Annotated in this window: 20 protein-coding genes; 13 read left to right on the top strand and 7 right to left on the bottom strand. The window is 68.3% G+C overall.

Translation table 11 applies throughout. The features are described from left to right. Nucleotides 1–29 precede the first annotated feature (29 nt). Nucleotides 30–887 (top strand): glutamate racemase, encoded by an 858-nt coding sequence (locus ACLQ7T_RS01675; RefSeq protein WP_420477834.1) that lies wholly within the window; start codon nucleotides 30–32, stop codon nucleotides 885–887. Between the two features lie 49 nt (nucleotides 888–936). Next, on the top strand, nucleotides 937–1464 hold the full coding sequence (locus tag ACLQ7T_RS01670) for an SRPBCC family protein (protein WP_420477833.1): 528 nt from the start codon (nucleotides 937–939) through the stop codon (nucleotides 1462–1464). On the opposite strand, the gene ACLQ7T_RS01665 is transcribed toward ACLQ7T_RS01670, so the two are convergent. Together ACLQ7T_RS01665 and ahpD are read right to left on the bottom strand one after the other, a co-directional pair. Beyond that, nucleotides 1424–2080, bottom strand: coding sequence for a DUF2306 domain-containing protein (locus tag ACLQ7T_RS01665; RefSeq protein WP_420477832.1), 657 nt, complete (start codon nucleotides 2078–2080; stop codon nucleotides 1424–1426). The two genes, ACLQ7T_RS01670 and ACLQ7T_RS01665, sit on opposite strands and share 41 nt — an antisense overlap. Nucleotides 2081–2199: 119 nt before the next feature. After that, nucleotides 2200–2733: an alkylhydroperoxidase, AhpD family gene (ahpD, locus tag ACLQ7T_RS01660; RefSeq protein ID WP_420477831.1), complete on the bottom strand. Its 534-nt coding sequence runs from the start codon at nucleotides 2731–2733 to the stop codon at nucleotides 2200–2202. Between the two features lie 186 nt (nucleotides 2734–2919). On the opposite strand from ahpD, the gene ACLQ7T_RS01655 reads away from it, so the two are divergent. After that, the gene (locus ACLQ7T_RS01655) at nucleotides 2920–3831 is read left to right on the top strand and encodes an SIMPL domain-containing protein (RefSeq protein ID WP_420477830.1); all 912 of its coding nucleotides are present in this window, start codon (nucleotides 2920–2922) and stop codon (nucleotides 3829–3831) included. Between the two features lie 44 nt (nucleotides 3832–3875). Then, nucleotides 3876–4304 (top strand): HIT domain-containing protein, encoded by a 429-nt coding sequence (locus ACLQ7T_RS01650; protein WP_420477829.1) that lies wholly within the window; start codon nucleotides 3876–3878, stop codon nucleotides 4302–4304. Here ACLQ7T_RS01650 and ACLQ7T_RS01645 read toward each other — a convergent pair. Both ACLQ7T_RS01645 and ACLQ7T_RS01640 read right to left on the bottom strand, forming a co-directional pair. Further along, nucleotides 4301–4852: a hypothetical protein gene (locus tag ACLQ7T_RS01645; protein ID WP_420470525.1), complete on the bottom strand. Its 552-nt coding sequence runs from the start codon at nucleotides 4850–4852 to the stop codon at nucleotides 4301–4303. The genes ACLQ7T_RS01650 and ACLQ7T_RS01645 overlap by 4 nt on opposite strands. 36 nt (nucleotides 4853–4888) lie before the next feature. After that, the gene (locus ACLQ7T_RS01640) at nucleotides 4889–5053 is read right to left on the bottom strand and encodes a hypothetical protein (RefSeq protein ID WP_420477828.1); all 165 of its coding nucleotides are present in this window, start codon (nucleotides 5051–5053) and stop codon (nucleotides 4889–4891) included. 6 nt (nucleotides 5054–5059) lie between these two features. Between ACLQ7T_RS01640 and sdhC the strand changes: the two genes are divergently transcribed. The 7 genes from sdhC to ACLQ7T_RS01605 are packed head-to-tail and all read left to right on the top strand — an operon-like array spanning nucleotide 5060 to nucleotide 9950. Further along, a complete protein-coding gene (gene sdhC, locus ACLQ7T_RS01635; RefSeq protein ID WP_420477827.1) occupies nucleotides 5060–5521 on the top strand; it encodes a succinate dehydrogenase, cytochrome b556 subunit in 462 nt (153 codons plus the stop codon). After that, a complete protein-coding gene (gene sdhD / locus ACLQ7T_RS01630; RefSeq protein WP_420477826.1) occupies nucleotides 5518–5922 on the top strand; it encodes a succinate dehydrogenase, hydrophobic membrane anchor protein in 405 nt (134 codons plus the stop codon). Before sdhC ends, sdhD begins: the two co-directional genes overlap by 4 nt. Before the next feature lie 3 nt (nucleotides 5923–5925). Beyond that, nucleotides 5926–7710 (top strand): succinate dehydrogenase flavoprotein subunit, encoded by a 1785-nt coding sequence (gene sdhA, locus ACLQ7T_RS01625; protein WP_420477825.1) that lies wholly within the window; start codon nucleotides 5926–5928, stop codon nucleotides 7708–7710. Beyond that, nucleotides 7710–8513, top strand: coding sequence for a succinate dehydrogenase iron-sulfur subunit (locus tag ACLQ7T_RS01620; protein ID WP_420470530.1), 804 nt, complete (start codon nucleotides 7710–7712; stop codon nucleotides 8511–8513). Before sdhA ends, ACLQ7T_RS01620 begins: the two co-directional genes overlap by 1 nt. A gap of 17 nt (nucleotides 8514–8530) precedes the next feature. Further along, entirely contained in the window at nucleotides 8531–8851 is a 321-nt protein-coding gene (locus ACLQ7T_RS01615) for a 2Fe-2S iron-sulfur cluster-binding protein (protein ID WP_420477824.1), read from the top strand. After that, the gene (locus ACLQ7T_RS01610; RefSeq protein WP_420478000.1) at nucleotides 8848–9630 is read left to right on the top strand and encodes a kinase; all 783 of its coding nucleotides are present in this window, start codon (nucleotides 8848–8850) and stop codon (nucleotides 9628–9630) included. Before ACLQ7T_RS01615 ends, ACLQ7T_RS01610 begins: the two co-directional genes overlap by 4 nt. After that, nucleotides 9627–9950, top strand: coding sequence for a PilZ domain-containing protein (locus ACLQ7T_RS01605; protein WP_420477823.1), 324 nt, complete (start codon nucleotides 9627–9629; stop codon nucleotides 9948–9950). The genes ACLQ7T_RS01610 and ACLQ7T_RS01605 overlap by 4 nt, the downstream gene beginning before the upstream one ends. Nucleotides 9951–10026: 76 nt before the next feature. Here the strand turns inward: ACLQ7T_RS01605 and ACLQ7T_RS01600 are convergent, their stop codons facing one another. The 3 genes from ACLQ7T_RS01600 to ACLQ7T_RS01590 form a co-directional block, all read right to left on the bottom strand. Beyond that, entirely contained in the window at nucleotides 10027–11001 is a 975-nt protein-coding gene (locus ACLQ7T_RS01600; protein WP_420477822.1) for a dienelactone hydrolase family protein, read from the bottom strand. Nucleotides 11002–11071: 70 nt separating this feature from the next. Then, complete coding sequence (locus ACLQ7T_RS01595; RefSeq protein ID WP_420470534.1) at nucleotides 11072–11929, bottom strand: HAD family hydrolase; 858 nt, start codon at nucleotides 11927–11929, stop codon at nucleotides 11072–11074. Between the two features lie 37 nt (nucleotides 11930–11966). Then, nucleotides 11967–14288, bottom strand: a complete 2322-nt coding sequence (locus ACLQ7T_RS01590) for an ATP-binding protein (RefSeq protein ID WP_420477821.1) — start codon at nucleotides 14286–14288, stop codon at nucleotides 11967–11969. A gap of 155 nt (nucleotides 14289–14443) precedes the next feature. On the opposite strand from ACLQ7T_RS01590, the gene ACLQ7T_RS01585 reads away from it, so the two are divergent. Further along, on the top strand, nucleotides 14444–14848 hold the full coding sequence (locus tag ACLQ7T_RS01585) for a metallopeptidase family protein (RefSeq protein WP_420477999.1): 405 nt from the start codon (nucleotides 14444–14446) through the stop codon (nucleotides 14846–14848). 1 nt (nucleotide 14849) lies between these two features. Beyond that, nucleotides 14850–15419: a tyrosine phosphatase family protein gene (locus ACLQ7T_RS01580; protein ID WP_420477820.1), complete on the top strand. Its 570-nt coding sequence runs from the start codon at nucleotides 14850–14852 to the stop codon at nucleotides 15417–15419. Nucleotides 15420–15434: the final 15 nt, after the last annotated feature.

Genomic DNA, 15434 nt, shown 5'->3' with positions numbered 1-15434 from the left:
CGGGAAGCGGCGCGGCTAAATCGCCCCCCATGGCCATTGGCGTTTTTGACTCCGGCGTGGGCGGACTGACCGTCCATCGCGAACTGACCCGGCGCTTCCCCGAGCGGGACTTCGTCTATCTGGCCGACCAGGCCAACGCTCCCTACGGCGGTCGCGGCGGCGAGGAGATCGTCGACCTGACCCGCGCGGGCTGCGAGCGGCTGTTCGAGGCCGGCGCCAATGTGATCGTCCTGGCCTGCAACACCGCCAGCGCCATCGCCCTGCGCCGCCTGCAGCAAACCTGGGTGCCCGAGGCGCGGCGGCGTCACGGGCGTCCGGTCAATGTCCTGGGCATCATCGTCCCGACCATCGAGGCGGCCACAGGCCTGCCCTGGACCTATGAGGCCGAGCATCGGGCCGAGGGCGAGAAGGTCGAGGCCATCGCCGTCAACGGTGTCTTCTGCACCGCCGCCACGGCCATGAGCCGGGTCTATGAGATCGAGATCGACAAGCGGCGCGAGGATCTGGCCGTCTTCTCCGAACCCTGCCCGGGTCTGGCCGGCCTGATCGAGCTGGGCGCCCCGCAGGAGGAACTGGAGGTCGTGGTCCGCGATCACGTCGACGCCCTGCGCCGCCGCATCGGCCGCCATCCGGACAAGGCCATCCTCGGCTGCACCCACTATGAGATCGTGGCCGATATCTTCGCCGCGGCCCTGCCGCCGACGACCTCGATCATCCACCAGCCCGCCGCCGTGGCCGACGCCCTGGACCGCTATTTCGAGCGGCATCCGGAGTACGCCCTCGGCGGTTCAGGCCGCCGGGACTTCCTGACCACCGGCAATCCCGGGCCTCAGTCAGATCGGGTCAGCCAGTTCTGGGGCGCGCCCCTGACCTTCCAGTCCGCCTGACTTGACGCGACCACCTGATCGGCGGCCACTGCGTCCCGGAGGACGGATCATGCTGAAGTCACTGTTCATCGCCGGGGCTCTGGCCCTGCTGGCGAGCCCGGCCGCCGCCGAGGTGGTGGAGCGGAGCGCCGACAGCTTCACCCTTCGCTACGCCAGATCCATGGAGACTTCGGCGGGCGACATCGTCATGGCGCTCGAATCCATCGGTGACTGGTGGGACAGCGCACATACCTACAGTGGCGATGCTTCCAATTTGTCGATCCGGCTTGAGCCCGGCGCCTGCCTTTGTGAACGGCTGGCCGACGGCTCCTTCTTCGAACATGGTCGCGTCATTCTGCTGGATGATGACCATCTGAGTCTGAATGCGCCGCTGGGTCCTCTGAAGGGCCGGACATCCAAGGCCGAACTGACTTTCAGTTGGCCAGACGCCGGCGCCACCGACGTGACGGTGGTCATGACGTTCAGGGTTGAAGGAACGGGCGTCGGCGCCTGGGCTGACGGTGTCGACGCCGTCATGCAAGGGCAATACGCCCGCCTTATCCACCATGTGGAGTACGGCGAGACGCCGGACGCCTGACCCCGGCCCCACTGTCGGCTCCGGTGACCCGCCGGAGCCAGAGCTCCGCGATCAGCAGGTTGGGCAGCCAGCACAGGAACGAAATGGCGCGGTAGGTGTCCTCGAACAGCAGCCCGCTGATGGCCGCGAGCGGCAAAAGTATCCGCAGCGTGACCGCGGCCAGCGTCAGCGAAAGGCTCCGGATCATCCAGCGTCGGTGGCCGCTCAGATCCCACCGGACGGCCTTTCGCCAGCCCATCGCTGTCGTGAAGAACCAGACCACCGCCAGGCCACCGAATCCCACACTGGCGACCGGTCCCGCCGACGTCGTCAAGGCGAGCCAAAGCCCCGCAACCGCACTGGACAGACAGGCGAGGACATAGACCCGTCCGGCGAACCGATGCCACCGCAGGCGAACGCCTCTGCGGGTGATCAGCTGAAACAGGCCGAGCGTCAGGGCGGTGACCCCGCCGGCGACATGGACGATCACCACCCATGGCCGGCATTCCAGATGCGGCATGACCGGCGGGGTGGGGAATGCCGGATCGGGTATCAGATAACGCGCGCTCAGCAGGGCCACGCCCAGCGCCATCAGGACCAGGAGACTGAACCCCGCCACTTTCACCAACCGCTTCATACGACCGCTCCCCGGTTTGAGGAGGGCGGCTTGAACCTGCCGGCAGGGACGTGTCAGCTTCCTGTTCGTGAACGGCGCGGTTCCTGCGCGAACGGAGCCGCGACTACCGCCAAAGAGGCTCAGGACGCCAGAGCCGCCTCCGAAGCCACAATGCGGCTGACCGCATGAACCACCGCGCCGATGCGGAGCGCGCACTGGATCTGCGTGTTGGGCACGGCGTGTTCGCGCAGGGTGTTCTCATGCGCGTCCAGACAGGCGCCGCACCCGTTGATGGCCGACACAGCCAGCGCCCACAGCTCATAGTCCACCCGCTCGACGCCCGGATTGCGGTTCACGTTCATGCGGAGGCGAACCGGAAGCGTGGCGTACTCCTGGTTCTTCATGATGTGCAGGGCGCGGAAATAGACGTTGTTCATCCCCATGATGGCCGCCGCCGACTTGGCTGCGCTCATGGCTTCCGGCGACAGGACAGTCGCGGCCTGGGCCTCGATCGCCTTCACCACAGGGGCGACACCGATACCGTGGGCCGAAGCGAGGAAGCAGCCCCACTTCTGTTGCTCGCTCAGAATGGTCTCCTCGATCAACGAAACCAGATTCTGGGAGATGTCGCGGGCATAGGCCGGGATCTGGTCGCGCAGGACATCGAGGGACATGGAGGGTCTCCGCCGGGAGGAATGAGGATCGTATCGAACCACCGGAACGCCGGTGATCCGCTCGAGGCAGGATACAGGGATTCCCACCCGCCCTCCCAGACCTGACAGGACCTGACGGCAGGGCTCCCCGCCCTTTTCCGGCCCGGCTGCGAAGGTCAGGCTGATCGGACAACAGGGAGTACCGGAATGTCTCGTTTAACCGCCGTCCTGCTGACCTTCACCACCCTCGGATCGGTCCTCGCGCCTTCCGCCGGCCTCGCCCAGACGCCGCCCGCCGCCATTGGAGATCGTTACGTCCCCGCCCCCTGGTGGATGCGCGAGCCGGTCATCGCCTCGGTGGGTTATGTGCGGGCTGAAGTCCCGGCCAACCGGGCCGCCTTCAACGCCACCTTCCAGTCGGTCGAGCGCACGGCCGCCGAGGCCTCCCGCAAGGCCGCCGATCAGGTCCGCGCCCTCAGCCAGGCGCTGGCCGCCTACGGCGTCGATGTGGCCCGCGTGGAGACCTCGATCACCACCCGACCGATCTACGACCAGTATCGCGATGAGAACGGCGTCCTGCGCGACAACGTCCGCGCCGACCGCATCGCCCGCTATCAGGCTGACGCCAGCGTTTCGGTGACCATCCGCGACGTATCGGTGCTGGAGAGGGCCTATGCGACGGTGATCGCCTCCCAACCGACCTCCGTCAGCGCCGTTCGCTTCAATCTGGAGGCGGACAATGTCGTGAAGACCTGGCTGCAGGGCGAAGCGGTCAAGGACGCCGCCCGCCGCGCCCGCGCCGCCGCCGAGAACGCAGGCGCCGGTCTGGGCGGAGTCCGGGTCATCGATCCGACCGGGCGCGCTTGCGAGACGGACGTTCTGGCCGGCTGGCCTTCCTACAGTTCGGGCGCCGAAGGCGCGACGACGGTCGAGGATGTCACGGTGACAGGCTCCCGCGTCCAGCGCGCGCCCGCCGCTCCGCCGCCTCCTCCCCCGCCACCGCCCCCTCCGGGAGCCGCTGCGCCCACCGAGGCCCAGATCGAGGCGGCGAGGCTGGCGCTGCAGCCACCGCTGCGAGAACTGACCGACCGGGCCTGCGTGGTCTACGCCCTGAACTGACCGGATCGCTTGACGCCCGGCCGCCGACAGGCGACCGAGGTGTCATGTCCACTGACTTCAAAGCCGATTCCGCCTTCGACGCGGGTTCCGTCATCGTGATGGACTGGCCCCTGTGTCAGGTGCGGCTTCAGGACGACAGCCGCTTCCCCTGGCTGATCCTGCTTCCGCGCCGCCCCGGCCTTCACGAGCTCGAGGACCTCGCCCCGGTCGAACGGATGGCGCTGATGGAGGAAGTTCTCAAGGCGGGCGACGCCGTGCGGGCGCTGGGCGCCGCGGCGGGCCGGCCGGTCCAGAAGCTGAACGTGGGCGCTCTGGGCAATGTGACCGCCCAGCTGCACATTCATGTGGTCGGGCGACGCCACGACGATCCGGTCTGGCCGGATCCTGTCTGGGGGCGCGGTCCCGCCACGCCCTACGGCGCCTCCGGCCTGCAGGCGGCCGTCTCGCGCCTGAGACTGGGTTCGCAGGCCTAGTCGGGCCGGACGACGGTTACAGCGCGGGAGCGGCCGTTCGACGCGAGGGTTCCGCGCCAGCCCTCGCCGTGACGTTCCAGCGTGAGCACGCCCATGCCTTCAAGGGTGACCGTCCGACCGTTGGCCGTCGCCACGCCGAAACCTTCCGGATTGCGCCAGCCGCCCTCGATGATGCCGCCGCGGGGATCGCTCATCACCAGGCCGAACAGGACGCGTCCGCGATCGTCGGCGACGCGCCAGCTGCCGTCCAGCGGCCCCGCGGTCTGGTCGACCCGACGCTCGGCGTTGGCCACGCCGCGATTGTAGGCCACCTCGACCGTCCCCGGGACGAACTCATACGACCGCGCATAGGCGTCCACCGACACAGACGCCTGAAGGGGCTGTCGCTGGGTCTCGTCGCCGTCGCCCTGGGCGTTCTCGCGCCCGAAGCTCGAGTTCGGCTCGAACGGACGGATCGCCGGCGCCGAATAGAGCACCTGCGAGGACGGGTGGGGGGCGGACTGCTGCAGGAGAGCGCCCGCGAATGCGACGACGAGGAGACCTGACATGCGACCAAGGCTGCCTTGAGAAGGTTTCCAAAGCTACTACAGATTGCCCGCGCTCGAAATCGTGATGAAAAACGTCGGCACGATCGGTCGCGCCCGGCCGAAGTTGTGAACCTTGGCTGCGTTGACCCTCCCGCCGTCGCTGACTAAAGCCTGTTCACCGATTTCGAGCGGCTGTTTTCGCTCAGGTTTTTTGAGAACCATTCGCAAATGTCGAGCTCTCCTACGACGGGCGACCAGACTGGCGACCACACCGGTCGCTTCGTGCGTCAGCCCAACGGCCGCATCACCCCGCTTTCCCCTCACCTGCAGAACTGGCGCTGGCACGTCACCATGACGGCCTCGATCCTGTTCCGGGTCACCATCGGCGCCGCCAGCGTCGGGGCCGTGTTCGGCCTGGCCTGGCTGGCCGCCCTCGCCTGCGGTCCGGAAGCCTACGCCACGGCGCTGGGCCTCGCCGGCTCGCCGCTGGGCCTGTTTGTCGGCTTCGGCCTGACGGTGGTGCTGTTCTCCTTCATCCTGAACGGCGGCCGCCACCTGATCAACGACACCGGCAACGGCCTGACGCTCAAGTCCGCCGTCCTGCTGTCGAACATCGCCGTCTGGGGTCCGGTCCCGCTGGCGATCCTGTTCTGGGCGGCCCTGTTCGCCACCGGGAGGGTTTCGCTGTGAGCGGTCCGGCAAAATTCCGTAAGAACGTCAAGATTTCCGAGCGCCACGGCGCGGGCGAATGGGCCCTGGAGCGCGTCTGCCTGCTGGCGCTGATGCCGCTCGGACTGTGGGTCGCCTGGACCGGCTTCAGCCTCGCGGGCGCCGACCATGCGATGATCGCCGACTGGTTCACCCGTCCGGTCAATGCCGGCCTGCTGATCGCCACCGTGGTGATCTTCTGCACCTTCGCCGCCCTGGCCTGGAAGGTGATCGTCGAGGACTACGTCCACACCGCCGGCGCCAAGCGCCTGTCGCTGTTCCTGGTCAACCTCGTCTTCTTCGCTCTGGCCGCGGCCAGCGTCTTCTTCATCGTGCGCCTGGCGCTGGGCTCGGCCCCGCTCCCGGCCGGTATCGGAGCCTGATCGGTGGCTGCTTACGAATTCGTCGATCACGCCTATGACGTCGTGGTTCTCGGCGCCGGGGGCTCAGGCCTCCGCGCCGCCCTGGGCGCCGCCCAGCAAGGCCTGAAGGTCGCCTGCGTGACCAAGGTCTTCCCGACCCGCTCCCACACCGTGGCGGCTCAGGGGGGCATCTCCGCCTCGCTCGGCAACATGGGCGAGGACAGCTGGCAATGGCACATGTACGACACCGTCAAGGGGTCGGACTGGCTGGGCGACCAGGACGCCATCGAATATCTGGTGCGGAACGCGCCCCAGGCCGTCTACGAACTGGAACACTGGGGCGTGCCCTTCTCGCGGACCGAGGAAGGCAAGATCTACCAGCGCGCCTTCGGCGGCATGACCCGCAACTTCGGTGAAGGCCCGGTGCAGCGCACCTGCGCCGCCGCCGACCGCACCGGCCACGCCATCCTGCACACCCTCTACGGCCAGTCGGTCCGCCGCGAGGTCGAGTTCTTCGTCGAGTATTTCGGCCTGGACCTGATCATGCAGGACGGCGTCTGCACCGGCCTGACCGCGCTGAAGCTGGACGACGGCACCCTGCACCGTTTCCGCGCCAAGCTGGTCATCCTGGCGACCGGCGGTTACGGCCGCGCCTATTTCTCGGCCACCTCGGCCCACACCTGCACCGGCGACGGCAACGCCATGGTGCTGCGCGCCGGCCTGCCGCTGCAGGACATGGAGTTCGTGCAGTTCCACCCCACCGGCATCTACGGCGCCGGCTGCCTGATCACCGAGGGCGCCCGTGGCGAGGGCGGCTACCTGACCAACTCGGAAGGCGAGCGTTTCATGGAGCGCTACGCGCCGACCGTGAAGGACCTCGCCCCGCGCGACATGGTCAGCCGCTCCATGACCATCGAGATCCGCGAAGGCCGCGGCGTGGGCCCCAACAAGGACCACATCTTCCTGCACCTGGATCACCTTGATCCGGCGATCCTGCATGAGCGCCTGCCGGGCATCTCGGAATCGGCCAAGATCTTCGCCGGCGTCGACGTCACCCGGCAGCCGATCCCGGTCCTGCCGACCGTCCATTACAACATGGGCGGCATTCCGACGAACTATCACGGCGAGGTTCTGACCCTGCGCGACGGCAACCCGGACAGCGTGGTGCCCGGCCTGATGGCCGTGGGCGAGGCCGCCTGCGTCTCGGTGCACGGCGCCAATCGCCTGGGCTCGAACTCGCTGACCGACCTGGTCGTGTTCGGTCGCGCGGCCGGTCTGCGCACCGGCGAGATCGTCGACCGGAACAGCGCTGTCCCCGACGCCCCGGCCAGCGCCACCGACGGCCATCTGGCGCGTCTGGACCGCTTCCGTTTCGCCGACGGCTCGACCCCCACCGCCAAGCTGCGCATCGAGATGCAGCGGGCGATGCAGTCGGACGCCGCCGTGTTCCGCACCGGCAAGACCCTCGAGGAAGGCGTCGCCAAACTGCGCGCCATCCACGCCCAGGGTTCGGACATCAAGACCAGCGATCGTGGCCTGATCTGGAACACCGACCTGGTCGAGACCCTCGAGTATGACAACCTGATCGATCAGGCGCTGGTCACCATCGAGGGCGCCCTGAACCGGACGGAGTCGCGCGGCGCCCACGCCCGCGAGGACTATCCGGATCGCGACGACACGAACTGGATGAAGCACACCCTCGCCTGGAAGACGGCCGGCGAGACTGTGAAGATCGACTACCGTCCGGTGCATAATTACACGATGTCCGACGAGGTCTCGTACATCGAACCCAAGGCGCGGGTGTACTAATGGTCCAGCTTGCTCTCCCCCGTGGCTCCAGGCCCACCAAGGGTAAGGTCTACAAGGCCCCGAAGGGCGCGAAGAACGTCAAGACCTACAAGGTCTACCGTTACGACCCCGAGGTCGACGCCAGCCCGCGCTGGGATGTCTACGAGGTCTCGGCCGACGAGCACGGTCCGATGCTTCTGGACGCCCTGATCCACATCAAGAACGAGATCGACCCGACCCTGGCCTTCCGCCGGTCGTGCCGCGAAGGCATCTGCGGCTCGTGCTCGATGACCATCGACGGGCGCAACACCCTGGCCTGCACCAAGGGCATGGACGAGTGCGCCTCGGACACCATCTCCATCGCCCCGCTGCCGCACCAGCCGGTGGTGAAGGATCTGGTGACCGACCTGAGCCTGTTCTACGCCCAGTACGACTCGATCCAGCCCTATCTGCAGTCGGACGAGCCCGATCCGACCACGGAGCGCCTGCAGTCGCCGGAAGACCGCGCCAAGCTGGACGGCCTGTACGAGTGCATCCTGTGCGCCTGCTGCTCGACCTCGTGCCCGAGCTACTGGTGGAACCAGGAAGAGTACCTCGGCCCGGCCGCCCTGCTGCAGTCCTACCGCTGGATCGCCGACAGCCGCGATGACGCGACCCAGAAGCGCCTCGACGACCTTGAGGACCCCTTCAAGCTGTATCGTTGCCACACGATCATGAACTGCGCCCAGGTCTGCCCGAAGGGGCTGAACCCGGCCAAGGCCATCGCCGAGACCAAGAAGCTGATGGTCTCGCCGAGCCGGAAGAAAGGGAAGGCGCCGGCCTGATCGCCGGCGCGTCCTTGATGGCGAAGATCACCTACATCGAGCACGACGGCCGTGAGCATACGGTCGAGGTCAAGAACGGCCTCAGCGTCATGGAAGGCGCGATCCGGAACAATGTCCCGGGCATCGACGCCGACTGCGGCGGCGCCTGCGCCTGCGCCACCTGCCACGTCTATGTGGACGAGGCCTTCCAGGCCGAGACGGGACGCCCGTCGGCGATGGAGGAGTCGATGCTGGACTTCGCCGAGAATGTTCAGCCGAACAGCCGCCTGTCCTGCCAGATCCGCGTCACGGATGATCTGGACGGCCTGATCGTCCGCCTACCGGAAAACCAGCACTGACACCCGACCTGGTCGACCTGATCGGTCGCCTGATCGAGGCGGGTCCGACGGATCGCCCGCCGGTCATCGGTATCGCCGGATCGCAGGGCTCGGGCAAAACGACCCTCGCCCGCGCGGCGGCGCAGGCTTTCGGCGCGGTGCAACTGTCGCTGGACGACGTCTACCTGACCCGGGACGCGCGCGTGGCGATGGCGCGGGACCTCCACCCCCTGTTCGCCACTCGCGGGCCGCCCGGCACCCATGACCTGGACCTGCTGGAGCGGACACTCTCGGCCCTGTCCGCCGCGGGCGCCGGGGACGAGACGCCCCTGCCTGTCTTCGACAAGCGGGCCGATGACCGACGGCCCGAGGCCGAATGGCCCCGATTCCGGGGCCGCCCCCGCGCCATTCTGGTCGACGGCTGGTGCCTGGGCGTCCTGCCCGAGGCGCCGGAAGCCCTGGCGTCTCCCCTGAACCGGCTGGAAGCGGACCGTGACCCGGATGGCGTCTGGCGCAAGGCCGTGAACGCGTTCGCCGGCGGCCGCTATCTCGCCCTGTCGGCCCGGCTGGACGCCCGCCTGTTTCTCCGCGCGCCCGGCTTCGAGGTGGTTCATGCCTGGCGGTGCGAGCAGGAGGAAGGCTTGCTCGGCCGCGTCCTGACGTCCGACGAACGCCACGGGATCGCCGATTTCATCCAGCATTTCGAACGTTTGAGCCGTCGGATGCTTCAGGGCGGCGTGCGGGCGGACGTCATCGCTCAACTGGATCGAAACCGTCTGCCGGTCACTATCACCCCATGAGTTTTGAGGATCGCCGCCTTGAACCGCGCTCGCCCGCCAATGCGCGGGGAATTGTGGTCGCGCCCGGACTGGAGATGCCCTGTCTGATCACCGACGTGTCCGCCTCGGGCCTCAAGGTCAGGCTGGACCGGAAACTGGCCCTGCCCGGACAGGTCCAGATCGTCGACCTTGCGCAAGGCGTCGCCATAGAGGCCGACGTCGCCTGGTCGAAGGGACAGGAGGCCGGGCTCCGGCGCAGGGGCCAGGCCAGCCTGCGGGGCCTGACGCCATCCCGTCTCGCCGCCGCGCGGGCCGCCTATCTGCGCGCCGGCGGGCGCTAGAGCTGGAACGAGATCGGCTGGATCGGACGCGGTCCAGACAGCCCCGGCATCGACGGGATCGCGAAGCGGCTCCGGTTCAGTTGGTCCGGATCTGGTTCAGCGTCCGATCCATGAAGTCCACGACCTTGGGCCAGGCGTCGGCGCGCGCCGCCGCGTCGGCCTCGGGCGTGCCGCCGCTGCGCTCGACCCGACGCACCTCGCCGTCCCCGACCAGATCATGCCCGGCGTCCGGATAGACGGCGGTTTCGGTCCGGAGTCCCGCCGCCGCCCGATCCGCAGAGATCGCCCGCACCGCCCGGGCCGAGTTCCACTGGGCATCCTGTCCGCCTGCGATCAGCAGCAGGGCGCCGGGATAGTTTTCAACCGGGATACGGGCGGCGACGGCCGTCTCCGGATGATCGGCCCGACCGTTCTCATGGATGGCGCGCAGGTCCGCCGCCGGACCGGCCAGCAGGCCTTCGACAAACCCACGATAGGGGACGAAGGGCAGGGGCTGGCCGCCGAACGAGAAGGACGAGCGCGTGCCTTCCGCCTCGACCATTTCCAGCCCCCAGCCTTCCCAGACCACGTCTGTGGGGGTGTAGGCGACGATGCTGTCGATCCACGGATAGCGGCTGCCCGCGATCAGTGCGAACTCGGCCCCCTTGGAGGCGCCGAACAGGCCGAAACGCTCCACATCAGCGCCGGGCATGCCACGCAGGGCCTCGCGCAGTTCGGCGATCTGGTCGACGCGGATGTCGATGAAGCTGCCGGGCAGGTCGGGGAATTTCGGCGGCGGGCCGTACTCGCCCCAGTTCGGCGAATAATAGGGCAGGCCCACAGCGGCATAGCCCATCCGGGCCAGGATCGGGCCGAAGCGGACGCCGGCCTCGTCATTGCCGTCAGCGCCGTGAAGAATGACCACCACCGGCTTGGGCTCGTCGCCCACGGTGTAGAGGACGGCGTGCGGGAAGCCTCCGATCGGGCGTTGGGTCACTTCCTGCGCCAGGGCGGGCCCTCCGAGCAGGAGGGTGGCGATCAGGGTCAGCAGGCCGGTCAGTCGATGCAGCATGGAACTCCTCCGGCGGTCCATCCGCCTTCAGGAGAGTAGTCGCCGCCGGTGACCGTTTCGGATGCGACGGTCAGACGCCCTCGGGCATGGTCCCGGCGTTGATGGCGATGCGGCCGATCAGGCCCTTCACGATCAGGTCCAGGGGCGAGCCTTCCCGGTAGTCCGCGGACGCGACGAAATTGACCCGGTCCTCGGAGATCAGGGAGTAGATCTTCTTCTGGTCCTTCTCGGAATTGCGCGGGTCATAGACCGCGATCGAGAAACCGCCCTTGGTGTGCATCATCTTCATGGTCGGGACGTCGGTGTCGCCGTCGCCGAGGAAGATCATCCGCTCGAAGGGGATCGGGCGGGCGTCGTCAGCCATGAATTTGTTGATCTTGTCGTGCTCCCAGTGGTTCAGCACGCCCTTGTTGATGCGGAACAGATACTGGGTCTTGGTGGTGTAGTTCACCCCCACCGCCGGCCAGATGGCCACGCCGTTTTCATCGTAGACGAATTTCGAGGCGAAGACGTGGTGGAACGCGTCGCGGATCGGACAGCCGTCGATCATCTCTTCCAGTCCGGCGGAGACGATATAGTGCTCGATATCGAGGCCGTATTCGCGGCCCTTGGCGTTGATGCGCTCGAACCAGCCCTTGCCGGTCAGGTCGCTTTTGAGGCCGTCGAACAGCTTCACGTCCTGGCCGTGCTCGCGGAGTCCCTTGCGGGTGATGGGCGCGCCGTTCTGGCGGGCGTGCTGCAGCATCAGCTGCATGTACATCAGGATGCCGTCGCCGTCGGCCTCCCTCGTCAACGTCTCGGCCTCGCCCCAGAAGTCGCCGATGCCCATGCCGACGGACGGGATGAAGCTGACTTCCTGCATATTCCCCCGCGCGAGGGTGCCGTCGAAGTCGTAGATGAGGGCGGTCTTGAGAAGGGCGTCGGCCATGGGGCGGTCCTGAAGTTCTCCGCCGCTCTATAGGAATCTAGCCGAGCCGCAACTCCGGCGCGGCGGCGACGCCCGTCGCCTCCAGCGGCAGGTGAAGGATGAAGGCCGCGCCCTTGCCGGGTTCACTCTCCACCTCCGCCCAGCCGCCGTGCAGCTCGACCAGGGCCTTGACCAGCGCCAGGCCGACTCCCGGGCCGCCCCGCTCGCGCCGGACGAAGCGGTCAAAGACGTGCGCCTGCAGATGATAGGGGATGCCGCGCCCGGTGTCCTCGACCCGGATGCGCACCTCGGACGGCGCGCCCTCGGCGATCAGATGGACCTCGCCCCCCTCGCCCACCGCCCGGGCGGCGTTGTCCAACAGGTGTTCCAGCGCCTGCCCGACCCGCTGGGCGTCCGCCCGGATGGGGCGCAGCCCCGTGGGGCAGGCGACCGTCAGGGCGGCGCCGCGCCCCTCGATCCGGGCCCGGACCTTCTCCGCCGCGGCATCCAGCAGGTCGCTGACCCGGACGTCGCCGAGGGTGAGCTCCATCTCGCCCGCATCGATCTGGGCCATGTCCAGGACATCGTCGATCGAGGTCGCCAGCTGGCTGGCGGCGACGCGGATCGCCCCCGCGTGCTGGCGGCTGCGTTCGGGCAGGTCGCCCTGCAGCTCCAGAAGTTCGGAGTAGCCGACGATGGTGGTCAGCGGGGTGCGCAATTCATAGGAGACGCTGCCGACGAACTCCCGCTTCAGGGCCGTCGCCTCCTCCAGCGCCTGCGCCTTGGCGGCCAGGGCCTGCTCCAGCTCGCGACGCGCGGTCACGTCCGAGAAGGCGACCAGGGTGGCGCCGTCCGGCAGGGGACGGGTCTGCCAGGCGGCGATGCGGCCGTCCGCCGTCCGCCCCTCGCCGGAGATGGGCACGCGACTTTCCGGATCCGGATCGGCCACCCGCGCCTTGAGGCCCAGCCACAGGCTCGGGTCCGGCATGGTGGTCTGGCACAGGGCCGCGACGGCGTCGAAATCCCCCGCCGCGCGCAGCTGTTCGCCGGTCACGCTCCAGAAGGTCTCGAACGCCTCGTTGTGCAGGCGGATACGGCCGTCCGAGCCGAACACGGCCACGGCGTCGTTCAGCTTGTCGAGGGTGGCCGTCTGGACCTGGAGCTGGGCATTGAACCGGCTGCGCAGCTTCAGCTCGTCGGTGATGTCCGAGAACAGCAGCAGGACGCCGCCCAGCGGGTGCGGCTGACGCACGACGCGCAGGGTGCGCCCGTCCGGCAGGGACCAGCTGTCGTCCGGCGCGGCCGCCGCGGCGCCGTAGAAGTCCAGCTCGCGCGCCTTCCAGCCCGCATAGTCGATCACCTCCGGCAGCAGCCGGCGCTGGCGCAGGCGGTCCAGCAGTTCGGCGTGGGTCGGCCGCTCGTCCAGATAGCCGGGATCCACATTGAACATCTGCTGGAAGGCGGTGTTGTGGAAGGCCAGCCGCTTGGACGGGCCGAAGATGGCGACCGCGTCGGCGATGTGGTTCAGGGTCTCGTCGTGAGCCTCGACGTGACGGCGCAGGGTGTCGCGCGTCTCCTCGGCCTCGGTCATGTCCAGGGCGAAGGCCAGGACCCCGCCGCCGGGCGCCGGCTCGGCCACGATCCGCCAGGCGCGACGGCGTCCGCCACCCGTGGTCCAGCGGAAGCCTTCCTGACGCTGATGCAGCCGCCCGGCCTCGGCCACGATGGCGTCGGCGCCGCGGTCAAAGGTGAGAGCCTTGTCACGCGCGGCCTCGACCGTCTCGACCTTCATTTCCGCCAGCCAGGCCCGATTGGCCCAGGCCAGACGCCCGCCCGCGTCGACCACCCAGGTCGGGGCCGGATAATAGTCGGCCAGCAACCCCAGCCCGCTCTCGGCCGCCGTGCCGATCAGGCCCAGTCGCGACAGGCGCAGCCAGGCGGCGCCGGCGGCGCTGCGGCCCTCGACGGCCCAGGCCCCGGATTCGCCTTCCAGCACCGCATCAAACGCCTCGCCGCGTTCGATCAGCCCGTCCAGACGCGGCCCGGCCACGCCGCGCACGGCATCCAGAACCACATAGGCGGGGTCGTCCGGGAAAACCTCCGCGCCCTTCGTCAGATCACGGACAATCAGTTCCCATGTCGCAGGCGAGCCCAGTCGGTCAGCCCCGCCGCCGGGTGTCAGGGCGACACGGACGTCCTCGAACGCCGCCAGCGCGCCGTCCCGGGCGGACAGATCGAGGTTCGCCTTCTGCATGGCGGCCTCGAGCGCGGTGTTCCGTTCGGCCAGACGCGCACGCAGCCGCGCGGCCCAGGCGCTGAGCGCCAGCGCCAGTCCCGCGGCGCCCGCGGTCGCGACATAGGCGATGTCCGCCTCGGCCATGTGTGTCGTTCAGCTCCCGCAGCTTGATTCGGTAACCATACCTGAAGAGGGGCGAGGGACTAGGGTCGAGGGGCGAGGGATGAGAAATGCGGCGAAACCGCCGGAGCCCGCTCGGAGCCTTGACCCTCGACCCCCGACCCTCGACCCTCTTCCCTATGCAGTGGACCAACCAACTCGCCCCCTCCCTCGAGGACTTCGCCCGACTGGCGCGGGAGGCGTTCGACGCCCTCCCCGAGCCGTTCAGGGGGCTGGCCGGGGATGTCGTCATTCGCGTCGACGACTTCGCCGATGACGAGGTGCTGGCGGGCTTCGGCATGGAGGACCCGTTCGAGCTGACGGGCCTGTATCACGGCGTGGACATCGGCCTGCGCGACAGCATGGGCCCGGCGGCCGAACCCTCGCGCATCTTCCTGTACCGCCGCCCCATCCTCGATGAGTGGTGCGAGCGCGGCGACGTCGGGCTGGACGAGATCATCGCCCACGTCCTGATCCACGAAATCGGCCACCACTTCGGCCTCGACGACGACCAGATCCATCACATCGAGGACGAGGCGGACTGACATGACGCCGTCCCCGGGCCAGATCGTCGTCGGAAGCCTTTCGCAGGCCCGCAAACACAAGCGGGCCTTCGGAGCGGTCATCACGCTTGAGGATCCCGGAGCGCGCCCGGCGATCCGGCTGCGCTTTACACAAAAGCCGGCGCCACCACACCTCGTTCTGGCCTTTGAAGACGTTGATGACGATACTTTAGGCTTGTCGGTCGCGACCGAAGAACAGGTCGAGCGCGCCCTGAATTTCGCCAGAGACAACCGGGACACCGCATTGCTGGTGCACTGCTTTCATGGCGTCGGCCGTTCAGCGGCGATTGCGCTGGCCGTATTCGCGGATCGGCTGGGCCCGGGGCGCGAACCGGAGGCTATCGAACAACTCCTCGCCATTCGCCCACAATCCACGCCGAACATCGTCGTGGTCAGACATGCGGATCACCTTTTGGGGCGCGAAGGACGGTTGATCCGGGCCGTCGCCGACTGGGAGAAAACGACCGCTCACATGGCCGACGCTCGTCAGGCTCGGCATCGTTTGGCGACGGAGCGACCCGAGCTCTACGCCCGGCTTCGCCCACCGCCTTAAATCCAGCGCGATCTG

Origin of the sequence: Brevundimonas sediminis (genome assembly GCF_048799765.1) — a bacterium.
GTDB lineage: Bacteria > Pseudomonadota > Alphaproteobacteria > Caulobacterales > Caulobacteraceae > Brevundimonas.
Note: the sequence above shows the minus strand (reverse complement) of the source record. Positions and strands in the feature narration are given on the sequence as shown.

Excerpts from the sequence above, each read along its gene's own strand:
- ACLQ7T_RS01675 (WP_420477834.1), top strand. The coding sequence starts at position 30 with ATGGCCATTGGCGTTTTTGACTCCGGCGTGGGCGGACTGACCGTCCAT.
- ACLQ7T_RS01670 (WP_420477833.1), top strand. The coding sequence starts at position 937 with ATGCTGAAGTCACTGTTCATCGCCGGGGCTCTGGCCCTGCTGGCGAGC.
- ACLQ7T_RS01665 (WP_420477832.1), bottom strand. The coding sequence starts at position 2,080 with ATGAAGCGGTTGGTGAAAGTGGCGGGGTTCAGTCTCCTGGTCCTGATG.
- ahpD (WP_420477831.1), bottom strand. The coding sequence starts at position 2,733 with ATGTCCCTCGATGTCCTGCGCGACCAGATCCCGGCCTATGCCCGCGAC.
- ACLQ7T_RS01655 (WP_420477830.1), top strand. The coding sequence starts at position 2,920 with ATGTCTCGTTTAACCGCCGTCCTGCTGACCTTCACCACCCTCGGATCG.
- ACLQ7T_RS01650 (WP_420477829.1), top strand. The coding sequence starts at position 3,876 with ATGTCCACTGACTTCAAAGCCGATTCCGCCTTCGACGCGGGTTCCGTC.
- ACLQ7T_RS01645 (WP_420470525.1), bottom strand. The coding sequence starts at position 4,852 with ATGTCAGGTCTCCTCGTCGTCGCATTCGCGGGCGCTCTCCTGCAGCAG.
- ACLQ7T_RS01640 (WP_420477828.1), bottom strand. The coding sequence starts at position 5,053 with ATGGTTCTCAAAAAACCTGAGCGAAAACAGCCGCTCGAAATCGGTGAA.
- sdhC (WP_420477827.1), top strand. The coding sequence starts at position 5,060 with ATGTCGAGCTCTCCTACGACGGGCGACCAGACTGGCGACCACACCGGT.
- ACLQ7T_RS01620 (WP_420470530.1), top strand. The coding sequence starts at position 7,710 with ATGGTCCAGCTTGCTCTCCCCCGTGGCTCCAGGCCCACCAAGGGTAAG.
- ACLQ7T_RS01615 (WP_420477824.1), top strand. The coding sequence starts at position 8,531 with ATGGCGAAGATCACCTACATCGAGCACGACGGCCGTGAGCATACGGTC.
- ACLQ7T_RS01605 (WP_420477823.1), top strand. The coding sequence starts at position 9,627 with ATGAGTTTTGAGGATCGCCGCCTTGAACCGCGCTCGCCCGCCAATGCG.
- ACLQ7T_RS01600 (WP_420477822.1), bottom strand. The coding sequence starts at position 11,001 with ATGCTGCATCGACTGACCGGCCTGCTGACCCTGATCGCCACCCTCCTG.
- ACLQ7T_RS01595 (WP_420470534.1), bottom strand. The coding sequence starts at position 11,929 with ATGGCCGACGCCCTTCTCAAGACCGCCCTCATCTACGACTTCGACGGC.
- ACLQ7T_RS01590 (WP_420477821.1), bottom strand. The coding sequence starts at position 14,288 with ATGGCCGAGGCGGACATCGCCTATGTCGCGACCGCGGGCGCCGCGGGA.
- ACLQ7T_RS01585 (WP_420477999.1), top strand. The coding sequence starts at position 14,444 with ATGCAGTGGACCAACCAACTCGCCCCCTCCCTCGAGGACTTCGCCCGA.
- ACLQ7T_RS01580 (WP_420477820.1), top strand. The coding sequence starts at position 14,850 with ATGACGCCGTCCCCGGGCCAGATCGTCGTCGGAAGCCTTTCGCAGGCC.